At 46.8% G+C, this 14,993-nt stretch carries 19 protein-coding genes; 11 read left to right on the top strand and 8 right to left on the bottom strand.

The window, feature by feature from the left end; genetic code table 11:
- Window positions 1-37 precede the first annotated feature (37 nt).
- The 8 genes from AC4EHJ_RS15725 to mnhG all read left to right on the top strand — a co-directional run bounded on the left by AC4EHJ_RS15725 (window position 38) and on the right by mnhG (window position 7,284).
- Window positions 38-1,267 carry an MFS transporter gene (locus AC4EHJ_RS15725; RefSeq protein ID WP_490976549.1) on the top strand — a complete coding sequence of 410 codons (1,230 nt, stop codon included), beginning with the start codon at window positions 38-40 and terminating at the stop codon, window positions 1,265-1,267.
- A 265-nt stretch (window positions 1,268-1,532) separates the two neighbouring features.
- Complete coding sequence (locus AC4EHJ_RS15720; RefSeq protein ID WP_490976548.1) at window positions 1,533-3,947, top strand: Na+/H+ antiporter subunit A; 2,415 nt, start codon at window positions 1,533-1,535, stop codon at window positions 3,945-3,947.
- Window positions 3,934-4,356 carry a Na(+)/H(+) antiporter subunit B gene (locus tag AC4EHJ_RS15715; protein ID WP_490976547.1) on the top strand — a complete coding sequence of 141 codons (423 nt, stop codon included), beginning with the start codon at window positions 3,934-3,936 and terminating at the stop codon, window positions 4,354-4,356. Before AC4EHJ_RS15720 ends, AC4EHJ_RS15715 begins: the two co-directional genes overlap by 14 nt.
- Window positions 4,356-4,703 carry a Na(+)/H(+) antiporter subunit C gene (locus AC4EHJ_RS15710; RefSeq protein ID WP_490976546.1) on the top strand — a complete coding sequence of 116 codons (348 nt, stop codon included), beginning with the start codon at window positions 4,356-4,358 and terminating at the stop codon, window positions 4,701-4,703. Before AC4EHJ_RS15715 ends, AC4EHJ_RS15710 begins: the two co-directional genes overlap by 1 nt.
- Complete coding sequence (locus tag AC4EHJ_RS15705) at window positions 4,696-6,177, top strand: Na+/H+ antiporter subunit D (protein WP_490976545.1); 1,482 nt, start codon at window positions 4,696-4,698, stop codon at window positions 6,175-6,177. The genes AC4EHJ_RS15710 and AC4EHJ_RS15705 overlap by 8 nt, the downstream gene beginning before the upstream one ends.
- A gap of 6 nt (window positions 6,178-6,183) precedes the next feature.
- On the top strand, window positions 6,184-6,663 hold the full coding sequence (locus tag AC4EHJ_RS15700; protein WP_490976544.1) for a Na+/H+ antiporter subunit E: 480 nt from the start codon (window positions 6,184-6,186) through the stop codon (window positions 6,661-6,663).
- Window positions 6,660-6,941, top strand: a complete 282-nt coding sequence (locus AC4EHJ_RS15695; RefSeq protein WP_490976543.1) for a Na(+)/H(+) antiporter subunit F1 — start codon at window positions 6,660-6,662, stop codon at window positions 6,939-6,941. The genes AC4EHJ_RS15700 and AC4EHJ_RS15695 overlap by 4 nt, the downstream gene beginning before the upstream one ends.
- Complete coding sequence (gene mnhG, locus AC4EHJ_RS15690; protein WP_490976570.1) at window positions 6,922-7,284, top strand: monovalent cation/H(+) antiporter subunit G; 363 nt, start codon at window positions 6,922-6,924, stop codon at window positions 7,282-7,284. Before AC4EHJ_RS15695 ends, mnhG begins: the two co-directional genes overlap by 20 nt.
- 49 nt (window positions 7,285-7,333) lie before the next feature.
- On the opposite strand, the gene AC4EHJ_RS15685 is transcribed toward mnhG, so the two are convergent.
- A complete protein-coding gene (locus AC4EHJ_RS15685) occupies window positions 7,334-8,827 on the bottom strand; it encodes a leucyl aminopeptidase (RefSeq protein WP_490976542.1) in 1,494 nt (497 codons plus the stop codon).
- 150 nt (window positions 8,828-8,977) lie between these two features.
- On the opposite strand from AC4EHJ_RS15685, the gene AC4EHJ_RS15680 reads away from it, so the two are divergent.
- Both AC4EHJ_RS15680 and AC4EHJ_RS15675 read left to right on the top strand, forming a co-directional pair.
- A complete protein-coding gene (locus AC4EHJ_RS15680; RefSeq protein WP_490976541.1) occupies window positions 8,978-9,454 on the top strand; it encodes a divergent PAP2 family protein in 477 nt (158 codons plus the stop codon).
- A 231-nt stretch (window positions 9,455-9,685) separates the two neighbouring features.
- Window positions 9,686-9,889 carry a hypothetical protein gene (locus AC4EHJ_RS15675; RefSeq protein ID WP_490976540.1) on the top strand — a complete coding sequence of 68 codons (204 nt, stop codon included), beginning with the start codon at window positions 9,686-9,688 and terminating at the stop codon, window positions 9,887-9,889.
- A gap of 46 nt (window positions 9,890-9,935) precedes the next feature.
- Here the strand turns inward: AC4EHJ_RS15675 and AC4EHJ_RS15670 are convergent, their stop codons facing one another.
- From AC4EHJ_RS15670 to AC4EHJ_RS15645, 6 genes are all read right to left on the bottom strand, one after another.
- On the bottom strand, window positions 9,936-10,265 hold the full coding sequence (locus AC4EHJ_RS15670; protein WP_490976539.1) for a YuiB family protein: 330 nt from the start codon (window positions 10,263-10,265) through the stop codon (window positions 9,936-9,938).
- A gap of 160 nt (window positions 10,266-10,425) precedes the next feature.
- Complete coding sequence (locus AC4EHJ_RS15665) at window positions 10,426-10,551, bottom strand: YuiA family protein (protein ID WP_290213185.1); 126 nt, start codon at window positions 10,549-10,551, stop codon at window positions 10,426-10,428.
- 141 nt (window positions 10,552-10,692) lie between these two features.
- Window positions 10,693-11,190 carry an NUDIX domain-containing protein gene (locus AC4EHJ_RS15660; protein ID WP_490976538.1) on the bottom strand — a complete coding sequence of 166 codons (498 nt, stop codon included), beginning with the start codon at window positions 11,188-11,190 and terminating at the stop codon, window positions 10,693-10,695.
- 51 nt (window positions 11,191-11,241) lie between these two features.
- Window positions 11,242-12,459: an NAD(P)/FAD-dependent oxidoreductase gene (locus AC4EHJ_RS15655; RefSeq protein ID WP_490976537.1), complete on the bottom strand. Its 1,218-nt coding sequence runs from the start codon at window positions 12,457-12,459 to the stop codon at window positions 11,242-11,244.
- Between the two features lie 275 nt (window positions 12,460-12,734).
- Entirely contained in the window at window positions 12,735-13,097 is a 363-nt protein-coding gene (locus AC4EHJ_RS15650) for a HesB/IscA family protein (RefSeq protein ID WP_490976536.1), read from the bottom strand.
- A 105-nt stretch (window positions 13,098-13,202) separates the two neighbouring features.
- Window positions 13,203-13,439 carry a NifU family protein gene (locus tag AC4EHJ_RS15645; RefSeq protein WP_300992117.1) on the bottom strand — a complete coding sequence of 79 codons (237 nt, stop codon included), beginning with the start codon at window positions 13,437-13,439 and terminating at the stop codon, window positions 13,203-13,205.
- Between the two features lie 83 nt (window positions 13,440-13,522).
- On the opposite strand from AC4EHJ_RS15645, the gene AC4EHJ_RS15640 reads away from it, so the two are divergent.
- On the top strand, window positions 13,523-13,849 hold the full coding sequence (locus AC4EHJ_RS15640) for a YuzD family protein (RefSeq protein ID WP_490976535.1): 327 nt from the start codon (window positions 13,523-13,525) through the stop codon (window positions 13,847-13,849).
- 44 nt (window positions 13,850-13,893) lie between these two features.
- Here AC4EHJ_RS15640 and AC4EHJ_RS15635 read toward each other — a convergent pair whose 3' ends face one another.
- Complete coding sequence (locus AC4EHJ_RS15635) at window positions 13,894-14,961, bottom strand: NAD(P)/FAD-dependent oxidoreductase (RefSeq protein ID WP_490976534.1); 1,068 nt, start codon at window positions 14,959-14,961, stop codon at window positions 13,894-13,896.
- Between the last annotated feature and the right edge of the window lie 32 nt (window positions 14,962-14,993).

The raw sequence follows: 14,993 nt of genomic DNA, 5'->3' as shown, positions 1-14,993 counted from the left end.
AGGAGCAGGTTCACGGATCAGAAAGAAGGGACTCCGGATGGAAAGACAAAAAAAGAACTTCCTTATTATTATCATTTCCAATTTCCTGGTAGCCGGAAGTACTACCATGATCATGCCTTTTCTTTCGCTGTATATCGAATCGCTCGGGAATTTTTCCGAGGAATATGTCCAGCGTTGGGCAGGCCTCGTATTTGGCGTCACTTTTGTCGCCGCACTTTTCATGTCACCCATTTGGGGACGGATTGCTGATAAATATGGTTATAAGCCGATCCTCATTATCAATTGTTTTGGGATTGCCACAAGTATTTTCTTAATGGGGACTGCCGATTCGGTCCATGAATTATTCTTCATCCGTTTGTTCATGGGCGTGGTGACGGGCTTTATCCCGACTTCCTTGGCCTTTGTCAGTTCTCAGACTTCGAAGGAAACGGCCGGCAAAACGCTCGGCACGCTGCAGATGGGCAGCGTATCCGGGACCCTATTCGGACCGGTAATCGGCGGATTGATGGCCGATACATTCGGCTTTACGTATACCTTCCTTATTACATCCGGCGTCATTGCGCTAGCGGCGTTTATTGTCATGGTTGGCCTTAAAGAAGTGAAGCGCGTGAAGCATAAGGATGCACACGTTTATGCACGCAAAACCATTATCCAAGGCATCTTCCACCATCGATTGCTGTTCAATGTCATGATCATCACCGCGTTGATCCAGATTGGCAACTTTAGCATCCAGCCGTTGCTGTCGCTTTATGTCGCTCATCTGACCGACAGCACACAAGTCGCCTTGCTTGCCGGCATCACTTTCAGCGCGACAGGCGTCGGCAATCTTTTATTCGCACGGCGCTGGGGAAGGCTTGGTGATCAGATCGGCTACGAAAAAGTCCTGACCTTCCTGCTGATCCTCGCATTCGTGTTCATCATTCCGCAAGCTTTTGTCACGGAGCTTTGGCAATTGATGATTCTCCGGCTCTTGTTCGGGATTGCCGTCGGCGGAATGATTCCGACGACAACCGCATTGATGAGACGCGAAGCGCCTATCGAGATCCAAGGAGAAGTTATGGGCTACAATACCAGCTTCCGCTTTTTAGGAAATATCATCGGCCCGATGTTCGGTGGCGTCGTCAGCGGATTTATCGGAATCCCTGCTGTCTTTATCGTTACCGGCTCGTTATTCTTGATTTCGTTTATCTTCTTAAAATACACGACCGCCAAACCGGAACAAGATTTTGAAGACGTCCTTCTTGAGCAGGAATTAAAATCCACATGATGTAGCAGATTTCCAATAGGAAATCTGTTTTTTTCATTCCGGAATAAAACCGTATACGATTGTTAATCTGTGTAGGAAAATGTGAAGTTCGACTAAATTCGACTGTGATTTTCAATTTCTTTATTTGAGTTTCTTCCTATTTCATTAAGCGGGAAATCCTTGCAGCAACAGCCGTGCAGCAAATGCCGAACGGTGCAAATTTATTGGATGTACGTTATAATTTCTCTAGAAACCCATCATGTAACCGCTTGAAAGGAGGATTCATTTGTCACTCGTGTTTTTAATTTTTTTACCTATACTCGCAGCCCTGCTGATTCCGCTGCTGTTCAAAAAACTTAGCCGCGTCCATACGGGCTGGTTTGTCTTGATTGTTCCCGTGATTTTATTCACCTATTACGCTTCTTACCTTCCACGAACGATGGAAGGCGGAACTTTCACTTCAGAATTTCAATGGATCCCTTCCTTGGATATTGCATTCATCGCATATCTGGATGGATTGAGCCTTCTGTTTTCTTTGTTGATAACAGGGATCGGTGCGCTGGTCGTTTTATATTCAATCTTTTATTTGGATAAGAACCGCGAGCAATTACATAATTTTTACGTTTACTTATTGATTTTCATGACCGCGATGCTCGGAGTCGTCCAATCCGACCATATGATTACGTTGTACCTTTTCTGGGAACTTACCTCCATTTCCTCATTCCTGCTGATCGGTTATTGGTATACACGCGACCGTTCACGCTTCGGGGCTTTAAAGTCAATGATGATCACCGTCTTCGGCGGCTTGATGATGCTTGGAGGCTTTGTGCTTCTCAGCATCATGGGCAATACTTATTCAATCCGCGAGCTTATCGCTCAAGCACCGGACCTTGTGCAGCATGAGTTCTTTTTATGGGCGCTCGTGCTCATCTTGCTTGGTGCCTTTACGAAATCTGCACAATTCCCATTCTATATCTGGCTTCCGGATGCCATGGAAGCGCCTACTCCTGTAAGCGCGTACTTGCATTCGGCGACGATGGTAAAAGCCGGTCTTTATCTGGTAGCGCGTTTTACGCCGATTTTCGCCGCTTCCGGTCTTTGGGTTTGGCTTGTCACCGGTGTCGGGTTGTTTACGATGATTTGGGGATCAATCTTTGCCCTTAACCAAAAAGACCTGAAAGGGATTCTGGCGTTTTCAACCGTTTCGCAATTGGGTTTGATCATGAGCTTGCTCGGTGCTTCCGCAATGGGATTCCATGTAGAAGACGCGGCTGGCACAGTGTTTAAATATGCGGCATTCGCCGCCATATTCCATTTGGTCAACCACGCAGTGTTTAAAGGCAGTCTGTTCATGGTTGCTGGAATCGTCGACCACGAAACAGGGACGCGCGATATCCGCAAATTGGGCGGCTTGATGAGCCTGATGCCGATTTCCTTCACGATTGCCATGATCGGCTCGCTGTCGATGGCCGGCGTTCCGTTGTTCGGCGGTTTCCTGAGCAAGGAGACGTTCTTGACTGCGATGCTCGCCATTACCGAGTTCGAACTGTTCTCGATGGATGTCTGGGGCTTGTTGTTCCCTGTCATCGCTTGGGTCGGCAGTGTCTTCACGTTTGTTTATAGTTTGTATTTCGTGCTTTACACTTTCACAGGAAAACACAAGCCGGAAGAGTTGCCGAAGCCTGCGCACGAAGCACCTATCGGTATGCTCATCCCCCCAGCAATCCTGGCAGTGCTTGTTATCGCGATATTCTTTATTCCAAATGTTGTCGGCGACTGGATCGTCAAACCGGCAGTGTTGGCAATTCAACCATTCCTTTACAGCTCGCCGGATCAAGTGGATGTCCATGTTTCCGCGTGGCACGGCTTTAACACTGAATTGTTTATGACGCTCGGCATTTTCGCTGTCGGCGGCCTGTTGTTCTGGCTGCTGCGGAAATGGCAACCTGTCTATGACAAAATGCCGGAAACTTTTTCGCTTAACAGCCTGTACGATTTTATGATGTATCTGAGTGACAACGGTGCCAAGCGCTTTTCCGCCATTTACATGACAGGCTTTATCCGTTCGTACCTGGCTTATATGTTCGGTTTCTTCGTATTGATCATGCTCAGCACGCTGTATTTGGTTGATGCATTTGTTTTCGATACCAGCAATTTGGCGCCGATTGGCCTGTATGAAATCTTTATCGCCATTGCTCTGGTTGCCGCAACAATCACGACGATTGCAGCGAAGTCGAGACTGACCGCTATTGTCGCTTTAGGTGCGGTAGGGTACTCCGTCGCGCTGTTCTTTGTCATATTCCGTGCACCGGATTTGGCGCTGACACAATTGGTCATCGAAACCATTTCCGTGGCGTTGTTCTTGCTGGCGTTTTACCACTTGCCAATCAAAAGCAAAAAAGAGGAACGCATCAGCTTTAAAGTCGGAAATGCGATAATCGCTCTCGGAGTCGGCGTTACAATGACATTGGTTGCGTTATCAGCGCATTCACAGAAGCTCCTTCCTTCCATTTCCGAGTTCTACAAAGAAACAGTTTACACGGAAGCCGGAGGCGGAAATATTGTCAACGTCATACTCGTTGACTACCGTGGATTTGATACTTTATTTGAAATTGCCGTTCTCGGTATTGCTGGAATCGGAATCATTACAATGATTAAGCTCCGATTGAGCAAAAAGGAGGGCCACCATGAAAACAAATGATGTTATGCTGCAAACGGCTACGAAGGTTGTCATTTTCATCATCCTTCTGTTTGCAGTCCATATATTCTTCGCCGGGCATTATACGCCAGGCGGCGGTTTTGTCGGCGGCCTGCTGACAGCAAGCGCTGTCGTCTTGCTGATGTTGGCGTTTGATCTGGATACTGTGAAAAAGATTCTTCCGCTCAATTACGTTGCCATGATTGCGATCGGCTTGCTGATTGCACTTGGCACAGCCGGCGCGTCAATCATATTTGATGTTCCTTTTTTCACTCACGCTTATGATTATTTTGATCTGCCGCTATTCGGCAAAACATCGCTGCATTCTGCCGCGTTGTTCGATTTAGGAGTTTATTTGGTTGTTGTCGGAGTTACGATGACCATTATTCAAACGATTGGAGAGGATGAATAATGGAAGTTATCATGTCGGTTGTCATCGGTTTTCTGTTCATGGCAGCTGTTTACTTAATGCTTTCTAAAAGCTTGATCCGCATTATTATCGGCACCGGACTCTTGAGCCACGGAGCCCATTTGCTGCTGTTGACGATGGGCGGACTTGGTGGATTGGCTCCGCCGGTCGTGGCGGATGGCGTCAGCGTATCGGATTATGCCGATCCCCTGCCCCAAGCCTTGATTTTGACTGCAATCGTCATTTCGTTTGCAGTGACATCATTCTTTCTGGTGCTTGCTTACCGCGCATACCAGGAACTTGGCACAGACAATATGAACTTGATGAGAGGAACTGAAGATTATGAGTAATTTGCTTCTTTTCCCCATCATTATCCCCTTGTTGTTTGCAATCGTTTTGATGTTCTTCCCAAAAAATGTTTCATTGCAGCGGTCCACGGCAGTTGCTGGTGCGGCGGCTACCTTAATCGCAGCTATCGTATTATTGGTAAAAGTCCAAAATAACGGCGTCCAAGCCATTACATTAGGAAGCTGGCCGGCACCATTCGGAATTTCCATGGTATCCGATCTGCTTTCTGTGCTGCTAGTGCTCAGTGCAAGCTTAATTACCTTGTTTGTGATTTTATACAGCATCCCGACAATCGGCGTGGCGCGTGAACGTTCATTCTACTACCCGGCTGTAATGTTCTTGCTGGTCGGCGTCAATGGCGCGTTCACGACAGGAGATATTTTCAACTTATTCGTTTTCGTTGAAGTTCTGTTGATGTCTTCTTACATGCTGATTGTCCACGGCGGCGAAAAACCGCAATTGCGGGAAAGCATCAAGTATTTGCTAGTGAACATCATTTCTTCTGCATTGTTTGTAGCAGCAGTCGCGTATTTGTATTCAGTTACTGGCACGCTGAACATGGCCGACTTGGCAGTCAAAATACCGCAAATCGAATCCACGGGCATTTTAACCTTGATTGCCGTCATGTTTTTAGTGGTCTTCGGATTTAAAGCATCCATTTTTCCGCTTTACTTCTGGCTGCCGGGCTCTTATTACGCTCCGCCTACGCCGATATTGGCTTTATTTGGCGCATTGCTGACGAAAGTCGGCGTCTATGCGATCATGCGTACATACACCTTATTTTTCATCATGAATACCGGATTCACGCACGAACTGCTGGCGATTATCTCGATTTTGACTATACTCGCCGGCTGTGTCGGAGCTCTCGCGTATTTCGATGTGAAGAAAATCATTATCTACAATATCATCATCGCTGTCGGCGTCATCTTGTTTGGCGTATCCCAATTGAATGAGGCAGGCATCAATGGATCGATTTTCTACCTAGTCCATGACATGCTCATCAAAGCCGCGCTGTTCTTCCTTGTCGGCATCGTAGCGGTCATTTTCGGCACGACCAACCTTCGGGAAATGGGAGGTTTAATGAAAACCTATCCATTCCTGGGCTGGGTCTACCTGATTGCCGCATTTGGTTTGGCAGGCATTCCGCCGCTCAGTGGATTCCCTGGCAAATTGTTGATTGTCCAAGGCGGTTTTGAAGGCCCCCATTTCTGGGGCAGCATCGTCATTTTAGCGACCAGCCTGCTGGTGCTGCTAAGTGCTATGCGAATCTTTATCTATGCATTCTGGGGCGAACCTAAAGGAACAATGCCTCTGGAGAAAACAACTTACCGCAGAATGCTAATACCGACAGTCGTCCTTGTAATCATTACTGTCGTACTTGGAGCCGGTGCTGAAATGTTCATGCCGCTGTTTCAAGGTGCAGGAGAAGTTCTATTAAATCCATCCATCTATATAGATGCGGTATTAAAGGAGTAGAAGACCATGTCCCTGCAAATATTGTTGAATTTTTTCCTGGCCGGCGTCTGGATGTTCATAACGGACAATTTTACTCCCGCCGGTTTCACCATCGGTTATTTGGTTGGCCTCCTGCTCGTTGTCATGATGCGCAGGTTTTTCTCAAGCAGGCTTTACCTCCATCGAATCTGGGCAGTCATATCCCTCTTCTTCCTGTTCCTAAAAGAATTGGTACTGTCGAGTTTTGCAGTGTTCAAATTGGTTATCCAGCCGCGCTTGGACATCAAGCCAGCAATTTTCGAGCTGGAGACCGAATTGGAACAAGATTGGGAAATCACCTTGCTTGCTGCTTTGATTACATTAACGCCAGGTACGCTCGTTCTCGGCATATCTGATGACCAGAAAAAGTTATACATCCATGCCATCGATTTTGAAGATATCGACGACGCCGTGTCTTCGATAAAAAATACATTTGAACGCGCAATCTTGGAGGTGAGCCGCTCATGATGACATTTTACTGGGTTTCCTTGCTTATAATCAGTGTCGCTTTTGTCGGGCTGCTGTTCAGGCTGATTAAAGGGCCAAGCATTGCTGACCGTATTGTCGCACTAGACGCGTTAGGCGTTGCGCTTGTCTCCATCATCGCGCTCCTGTCACTTATTTTAGAAACCGAGTTCTTCCTTGCAATTATTCTTTTGCTGAGCATCCTTGCTTTTATTGGGACGGTGGCATTTGCGAAGTTTATTGAGAGAGGTGTGATTTTCGATCGAAAACCTAATCGTTAATTCATTAATCGTCATCTCCATTAGCGTAGGAGTCATTTTCAGCGTCGTTACAGCCTTGGGGCTTATCAGGCTCCCTGATGTCTACACTCGGACCCATGCGGCTTCTAAGAGTGCAACACTTGGCGTTTTGGGCATACTGACAGGAACCTTTCTCCATTTTTTGCTGATTGAAGACCATTTTAATCCCCAATTGATCATCGCCATCGCTTTCCTTTTCATCACGTCCCCAGTCTCCGGCCATTTAATCGGCCGTGCTGCCTATATGTCAGGCACTGAGTTGGCTAAAGAAACGGTGCGAGATGATATGAAAGTATTGCGGGAGAAACCGAAAGACGTTAAATAAACAAAAAAAGAGTTGGCAAGCGAAAATCGCTTGCCAACTCTTTTTTTGTTTATTGCTGTTCAGCCATTTTCTCAACAAGCATCGCTAGTGTCCGGACCATTGCGCCTGTTCCGCCCTGCGGTCCAAGGTCATGTGCTGAAGCTGCGTGGGAAGTGCCAGCGATGTCCAAATGGATCCACGGCGTCCCTTCCGTGAATTCCCCGACAAAGCCTCCTCCAAAAATCATGTGGCCATCGCGGCCTGGCGAGTTGTTCAAATCGGCTACATCGCTTTTGCGAATGCGTTTTTTGTCGCTTTCTGTCAACGGCAAGCGCCAGACAAATTCACCTGTCTCTTTTGCTGCATCCATGAACGCGTCGAAAAATTCGTCATCATTCGACAATGCCCCTGTTTTGTCGTTGCCGAGCGCCACGATGACACCGCCGGTCAACGTTGCCACATCGATGATTTTTGTAGCGCCAAGCTGCTTGGCATACGTCACGGAATCCGCTAGCACCAGGCGCCCTTCTGCATCGGTGTTGAGGATTTCAATTGTCTTGCCGCTGAGTGATGTAATAACATCATCCGGTTTGAACGCATTCCCTGAAACCATATTATCGGTCGAAGCGATCACAGCAACCACGTTTTTTTCTGGCTGCAATTCACCGATGATTTTCATCGCGCCAAGCACAGCTGCGGCTCCCCCCATATCGCCTTTCATGCCGACAATGCCATCTTTCGGCTTCAACGAGTAACCGCCGGTATCGAACGTGATTCCTTTTCCGACAAGCGCAAGCGGATCATCGAACCCGTCTGTCGCTTTGTATTTCAAGACGATAAGCCTCGGCTCTTCGACAGAACCCTGATTGACAGCAAGGATAGCACCCATCCCCAGCTCTTCCATCTCTGCTTTGCCCAAGATTTCTGTTTCGAAGCCATATGTGTCTCCAAGTTCTTTGGCGTAGTCCGCAAGCATTGTCGCCGTCAACAAATTGCCAGGCATATTGACCAATGTCCGCGCTTCGTTGACCGATTGGCCAAAAACGTGTCCAATAAAAGCAGAAGCTGACACTTCTTCTTCATTGCCGTCCGTTAAGAACGACAGCATTTCCACTTCCACGTCCGCTTCGTTTGATGACGTTTTGTAATCATCAAAGCTATAAGTCCCCATCGTAATGCCCTCTGCTGCCAAATAAGCGGCGTTCTCAGCATTCACTGCATCATTTTGAAACGAGTCCAAATACACAGCCGCGTGACGGATTTTTTTCTTCGCCAACTCTTTTCCAGCGAGTGCAAATGCCGTACGAACAATGTCTTCTGTCAATTTTTTTCGGTCATCCAATCCAACGAATAAAACCCGTTGAATCGAACCAGACAATGTTGGATAAGCGACTATGGAATTCAAATCGAAGGAAAGACCCTGCTTGGTCCAGTCCTCCAGTTTGCCATTGAACCGTTCAGAAAAACCTTGCCAGTTTTTCGTATTTTCCGGATGGCGGGTCAATCCCACCACTAAAATATCCGCTTCACACGCTGCAGCATCATTTACTATTTTAAACTCCATTTTAAATCCCCCTTTATGTTGTTTTCCATTCAAGTGTAGCATTAATTTGGTAGGGCTAGTCGTTCGTAAAACGAAATATTTTCCATTAAGAGAAAAAGGCAATTATGATATACTGAAAGCATTAATGGATTAGGAAAGGTTGTGTACTGGATGGAATTTTTCTCAAATCTTCCGCTGATGATTGCTTTATTCGCTATCCTTTTTGCCCAATTTGTAAAAATCCCCATTCACTACGCAGTAACGCGGGAACTCAATTGGAGCCTCTTCACTTCAACAGGAGGCATGCCGAGCTCACATTCCGCAGCCGTCACTTCCCTCACCACTTCCGTCGGCATTCAGCATGGCGTGGATTCAACCATCTTTGCAATTGCGACGATGTTTGCGGTGATTACGATGTACGATGCGACAGGCGTCCGCTTCCAAGCTGGCCAGCACGCGTTGACCATCAACAAGCTGCGACAGGATCTGCACTTGTTCATGAATGAAACGAGAAGCTGGTCCCAGAAAGCGGAAGAGGAAAAAATCAAAGAGCTCAAGACGCTTCTCGGCCACAAGCCAAGCGAAGTATTCATGGGCGCATTGACCGGCATCGCGATCGCATTTGCGATACATGGTTTGGTTCAGTAAAGAACAGCTAGATGTTATTTAACGATATTCCGCAAAACAGCTGCGCTTGCCGCGGGCGAGCGCCAAGCCTCCTCAGTCGCTTCGCTCCCTGCGGGATCTCGGCTGTCTCGCTTTCCCGCAGGCGTCTCCGCTGTTTTGCTCCATATCGAGGAATTAGCTAGAAACTGTAAACTTTGTAACTTTTAAATTCTTTATCCAAAGAGGTAGTTCGCTAATAAGAAAGACCTTTGAATGAAGTGGAAGGCGGCGACTCCAGAGGGAGCAGTGACGGAGCAAAGCGACAGAGCGACGCGAGTCGAAGACCCTGGAGCGAACGCAGTGAGTGAAGCGGCTGAGGCCGTGCCCGCGCGGAAAGCGTCCGCCTGTCTCTGCATCGCTGCGCTAGCTTCGAGACATGAAAGTACGTTGAAGCGCAATGAAAAGGTACCAACATAATAAAAGCGCCAACCCAATTGGGTCGGCGCTTTTGCTTTTTAAAACTTTAAAACATTTGATAGCCCATTTTACGCAGGACTTTCATGACAATGCCTGACGTGATTGCTCCTGCCATACCTGCGGATAAAACCGCGATATCTGTTGCTGTTAGCGACATCAATGTGTTGCCGAGCATGGTGAATGATTTGCTTGGATTTGTGAAATAATCGAAAAAGCCGACATCGTCAATAATCAGCAGCACGACTATCGGATAAACGATCGCCATCAGCCAAGTCATTCTCAAGAGCATATTAAGCAAAAATCCAATGCCGAAAAACATAACAAAGAATAGTAAAACCGAAATCATCAATTGTACAATACTAAATGAAGTGTCCATCTTTTCTAACCTCCGATATTCCTTCCATCAGTTTACCCGAAATAGAAACGGCTTTCAATGTCCGGAACCAGAGTTCATCGGTTTGTCACGAATATGGATGCTTAGCGTGCAGAAATTTAAAAAGCGTACACGGGGAATCCCCGCATACGCTTGCTTAGCCTTACTTTTTACCAGATCCTGAACAGCAGGAGCACGTTTCTGAACCTCCCAATCTCAATTGGAAGTAGCCTTTGCCTCCGCAATATGGGCAGTGGTTGCCGGGCTTAGATTTTTTAAATATCTTCATTCGAAACACCTCCTCCTGTTTTGTTTGTAATATTCTGATAATATAACATGGTCCAATTCATTATGCAAGTATAAAAAAAGGAATGTAAACGGATACATCCCCTTTTTTCTTTCATATTCACGTTTTATCCATAGTTTTTCTCTATTTTTTAAAAAATAATTTGTAAGTCGAATAGCCGAAAATGTCACCCGGATCAACGTCTTCAATGGATTCAAATCCTTCTTCCAGGACGTAGTTGACCATTTCATAAAGCATGACAGAAGCCTGCCCTTCTTCAGCGAGCGAAGCCGGCGTCATCCAAGCCGCTTCATACAGTTCGGCTGCTTGGACTGTGATGCTTTCGCTTTCATCTATCGGCTGCAGCAGAAAGATCGCCATGTTATCGCTTATTTCTTCGCGGATAACGCCGCTCCGAAAGCCGACCATTCCCATCAGGCGGCAACTGATGCCTGTTTCTTCTTTCACTTCTCTTAAAGCAGCCTGGTCCACGGTTTCTCGCGGCTCCACAAACCCTGCCGGGAGCGACCATTTGCCATGCAGCCCACCGTATCTCTTCTTTACGACAAGCCACTCTTTATTCGAATTGATGACCAGGCCGGCGGCACCGAGCCAGACATTGCCTCTTTTGTGTTTTGACATGCCAATAAAACCCCTTTAACAAAAAAAGCTCCCATTTACGGGAGCTTCAGCTTATTTCAATACGTTGAATTTACCTTTTTTCATGACCAATGATGCGCCGCCTACCATGTAAAGTGCACGGTTATCAATCATTTTCTTCATGAATGAAGCACGTTTGCCTGTTACTTTTTTGCCGAAGACTACGCCGATTGCATCGTCATCGCCCAATGAACAAACAGTACCTTTTAAATCAGGGACGAATTCTGTTGTTTCGCCGTCTTTGATCATTTCTGCAATGTTCTTCGCAGTCGCTTCCCCTTGCTGCATTGCAATCTGTGCAGTTGGCGGGTACGGACGGTTTGTTTCTTCATTGATCATCAATGCGCAGTCGCCGATGACGAATACATCATCAGAGCCTGGAACTGTAAGATCTTTGTCGACTTTAACGCGCGCACGCATGTTTTCAATGCCTGACTCTTCAATCAATCTGTTGCCGCGGATTCCAGCAGCCCATACAACAGTGCCGGCTTTGATGAATTCGAAATGATCTTCGCCTTTTTTGATGTTTACGCCTTCTGGAGTCGCTTCGACAACTGGTGTGCCGATTGAGAATTCAATGCCTTTTGATTCTAGTTTGCCTACTGCATAGCTGACAAGCTCAGGATCGAATCCTGGCAATACCATCGGTGCAGCTTCTACGCAGACAACGCGCACTTTTTCACGGGGTACGTCGAACTCTTTGCAAAGTTCTGGTACGCGGTTCGCAAGTTCACCAAGGAACTCGATGCCAGTGAAGCCAGCTCCGCCGACAACAATTGTCAAACGGCTGTCGTCTTTCACGTCATCTGTAGACCAGTTCGCGAACTGGAATTCGATGTGCTCACGGATGTAGCGGGCAGCTTTTACGTTGGCAATTGATAAAGCGTACTTATCAAGGCCAGGAATGCCGAAAGTTTCCCCTTCGAATCCTAATGCAATGACAAGGTAGTCGTAGGAAAATACGCCGTTGTCAGTTGTCACTTTTTTGCCTGTTACGTCGATTGCTTCAACAGTCGCTTGCACGAACTTCGTTTTCACGCTATCGATTACATCTTTGATATCATAGCGGACCTGGTCAGAAAGCAAAGTTCCAGCTGCAGCTTCATGCAGCCATGTGCTTTCATAATGATATTCGTTTTTGTTGATCAATGTAATGTCCGCGGCATCTGTGCCGAGAACTTTTTGCAGATTCACTACAGTAGTCAAACCACCGTAACCTGCTCCCAATACTAATATTGACGGTCTTTTCAATGAAATCGCAACCACCTTCAAATCGAATTTTAAAACGGAATAACTTATTTGGATGAGTCCTATAAATTCATACAAACTCCTATACCTTATATTAGACCTTTTACAACCCTATTTCAACTGCAGATTGCCCAGTCGGCTCCCTTGCATCAACAGACCGTCAAGCTTCCGCCATCTTTTGAAATTTCGCTGTCCAAGCTTGGGCTCCAATATCCATAAATACAAAAAAGCCTTCTTCGCAGTTAAAATTGCGAAGAAGGCTGCTAGCCACATTTCTATCAGCAGTTTTCAGGTGTACCTGTTTTCGTAGCCGTGCGGAAAGATGTCCCACAGCCGCACGAAGCGATGGCGTTCGGGTTTTCAATGGTGAATCCCCCACCCATCAATGATTGCTTATAATCAACGACAGTGCCTTGCAGAATCGGCGCATCATTTTTCGCAATCAAAATCGGGATGCCATACTGTTCATATTGATCGTCTTCAGAACTCGCCTGTTTTTCAAAACCCATGCCATATGTCAGGCCACTACAGCCGCCGCCATTGACCGCGACGCGAAGGAACGAATCCTCTTCACCGTTATGGCGCATCATCTCTTTTACTTGGAAAGAAGCTGCTTCAGTTATTTCGACAACTTGTGTCATACGTATCCCCTCCTTCTTCTTATCATATCAATATCGGCCAAGCCACTACAAGCGAATGCGCTTATGCCATATACAGAAAAAAGGGCCTCATAGGCCCTTTCTCCATTAAAATACCTGTTCTACTTCAACGACGCCTGGAATTTCTTCCATCAGCGCACGTTCAATCCCCGCTTTTAATGTAATTGTCGAACTCGGGCAGCTTCCGCATGCGCCAAGCAGACGGAGTTTTACGATGCCATCTTCTATGTCGACCAATTCACAGTCACCGCCGTCACGCAAAAGGAATGGACGCAATTTATCTAGGACTTCCATTACTTGGCTTTCCATCATTGCTTCAGTCATTTATATCGACTCCTTTCATTATAATCATTATAATGTGATTGAGAGGAAAAAGCCACTAATGAATTCACAGGAGGTCTACCAAAATGCCGAAAGAATTGTCTATTGAAGTATATGGAACAGATGTAATCTGCGCCAGCTGTGTAAACGCGCCGTCATCCTTAGACACCTACGAATGGCTGCAGGCTGCCATAGCCCGTAAATATGATGGACAGCCATTTTCAATTACCTATATCGATATTGAGAAACCCCAGACAGAAGAACACCGCAAAGAGTATGTCCAGCGCATCCTTGATGATGAATTTTTCTATCCACTTGTGCTTGTGGAAGGCGAAGTTGTCGGTGAAGGCTATGTGCAATTGAAGCCAGTCTACAAAGAACTGGAAAAGCACGGATTTGCAGCAGCAGAATAAATGCATGCAAAAAGCGCCCAAAATTTGGGCGCTTTTTCTTATTCTTATCCGTTATGCCATTTATACATCCATAATACGCCTGATTTCATCAATCGGGCGATGCGGCCAGTCACAGTGCGATCGGCCAAATAAGCGAAGCCTTGTTTTTTGCCGAGTGAGCCAAGGAAGCCTTTTAGCTGGATTTCCGGCATTTTCTCCGGCAGCGCTTCATTTCTCCAGACGGCTTTCAATATTTTAACGATTTGTTCGGCTTGTTCTTCTGCGAGCTGCGCTGAAGGCGCCATCGGCAATGCCGCGCAATCGCCGACGACGTAAACGTGCTCGTCTTCCGGCAATTGATGGTATTGATTGATCAGGACGCGCCCTGTGGTGTCGCAGATTAGGTTCAAATCGCGCACCGGCTTGACCGGCTGGATGCCAGCAGTCCAAACTACTGCATCCACAGGAATCGTTTCTTCGTGATTGTAAAGCATTTTCGGCTCGACTTTCGTGATGTTGGAATTGGAAACAACGTCAACATTGTTATTATCAAACCATTTTTTCACAAAATTGCTTAGACGTTCCGGAAAGTCGCGCAGGATGCGCGGGCTCCGGTCGAATAATTTGATCTTCAAATCCTGCCTGCTTTCACGCAATTCGCTCGCCAACTCAATCCCGCTGAGTCCTGCTCCGACAACCCCGACTACCGCTCCAGCGGGCAAGCCCAGCAAGGTTTTATACGTTTCGCGGGATTTGCCGATCGTTTGGATGCTGTAGGTGAATTCGTCAGCTCCCGGAACGCTGTGATATTTGTCTTCGCAACCCAACCCGATGACGAGGTCGTCATAGAGGACGCGCTCGCCGTTATCCAGGCAGACGGTTTTCTCGTCCAAGAGGATTTCCGTGATTTCGCCGTTGACGATCGTCAAACGGTCGCTTTCCGGGAAAGCGACGCGCACTTCATGGTCTGATGCCGTACCGGCAGCCAGTGCATAAAATTCGGTTTTCATGCTATGGAATGGGGTCCGGTCGATTAAAATGATTTCTGTATCGAGCGGCAAGTTGTTCGGCAGTAAGCGAAGCAAAATTCGCATATTGCCGTATCCGCCTCCAAGTAAGACTAATTTTCGCATAAATATCTCCTTTGTAATTTAACTGTCTGCAT

This window comes from Planococcus sp. TJ-301 (assembly GCF_058268475.1).
The sequence above is the reverse complement of the archived record's forward strand: the minus strand, read 5'-3'. Positions and strand labels throughout refer to the sequence as shown.

Excerpts from the sequence above, each read along its gene's own strand:
- AC4EHJ_RS15725 (WP_490976549.1), top strand. The coding sequence starts at position 38 with ATGGAAAGACAAAAAAAGAACTTCCTTATTATTATCATTTCCAATTTC.
- AC4EHJ_RS15715 (WP_490976547.1), top strand. The coding sequence starts at position 3,934 with ATGAAAACAAATGATGTTATGCTGCAAACGGCTACGAAGGTTGTCATT.
- AC4EHJ_RS15710 (WP_490976546.1), top strand. The coding sequence starts at position 4,356 with ATGGAAGTTATCATGTCGGTTGTCATCGGTTTTCTGTTCATGGCAGCT.
- AC4EHJ_RS15705 (WP_490976545.1), top strand. The coding sequence starts at position 4,696 with ATGAGTAATTTGCTTCTTTTCCCCATCATTATCCCCTTGTTGTTTGCA.
- AC4EHJ_RS15700 (WP_490976544.1), top strand. The coding sequence starts at position 6,184 with ATGTCCCTGCAAATATTGTTGAATTTTTTCCTGGCCGGCGTCTGGATG.
- AC4EHJ_RS15695 (WP_490976543.1), top strand. The coding sequence starts at position 6,660 with ATGATGACATTTTACTGGGTTTCCTTGCTTATAATCAGTGTCGCTTTT.
- AC4EHJ_RS15685 (WP_490976542.1), bottom strand. The coding sequence starts at position 8,827 with ATGGAGTTTAAAATAGTAAATGATGCTGCAGCGTGTGAAGCGGATATT.
- AC4EHJ_RS15680 (WP_490976541.1), top strand. The coding sequence starts at position 8,978 with ATGGAATTTTTCTCAAATCTTCCGCTGATGATTGCTTTATTCGCTATC.
- AC4EHJ_RS15675 (WP_490976540.1), top strand. The coding sequence starts at position 9,686 with ATGAAGTGGAAGGCGGCGACTCCAGAGGGAGCAGTGACGGAGCAAAGC.
- AC4EHJ_RS15670 (WP_490976539.1), bottom strand. The coding sequence starts at position 10,265 with ATGGACACTTCATTTAGTATTGTACAATTGATGATTTCGGTTTTACTA.
- AC4EHJ_RS15665 (WP_290213185.1), bottom strand. The coding sequence starts at position 10,551 with ATGAAGATATTTAAAAAATCTAAGCCCGGCAACCACTGCCCATATTGC.
- AC4EHJ_RS15660 (WP_490976538.1), bottom strand. The coding sequence starts at position 11,190 with ATGTCAAAACACAAAAGAGGCAATGTCTGGCTCGGTGCCGCCGGCCTG.
- AC4EHJ_RS15650 (WP_490976536.1), bottom strand. The coding sequence starts at position 13,097 with ATGACACAAGTTGTCGAAATAACTGAAGCAGCTTCTTTCCAAGTAAAA.
- AC4EHJ_RS15645 (WP_300992117.1), bottom strand. The coding sequence starts at position 13,439 with ATGACTGAAGCAATGATGGAAAGCCAAGTAATGGAAGTCCTAGATAAA.
- AC4EHJ_RS15640 (WP_490976535.1), top strand. The coding sequence starts at position 13,523 with ATGCCGAAAGAATTGTCTATTGAAGTATATGGAACAGATGTAATCTGC.
- AC4EHJ_RS15635 (WP_490976534.1), bottom strand. The coding sequence starts at position 14,961 with ATGCGAAAATTAGTCTTACTTGGAGGCGGATACGGCAATATGCGAATT.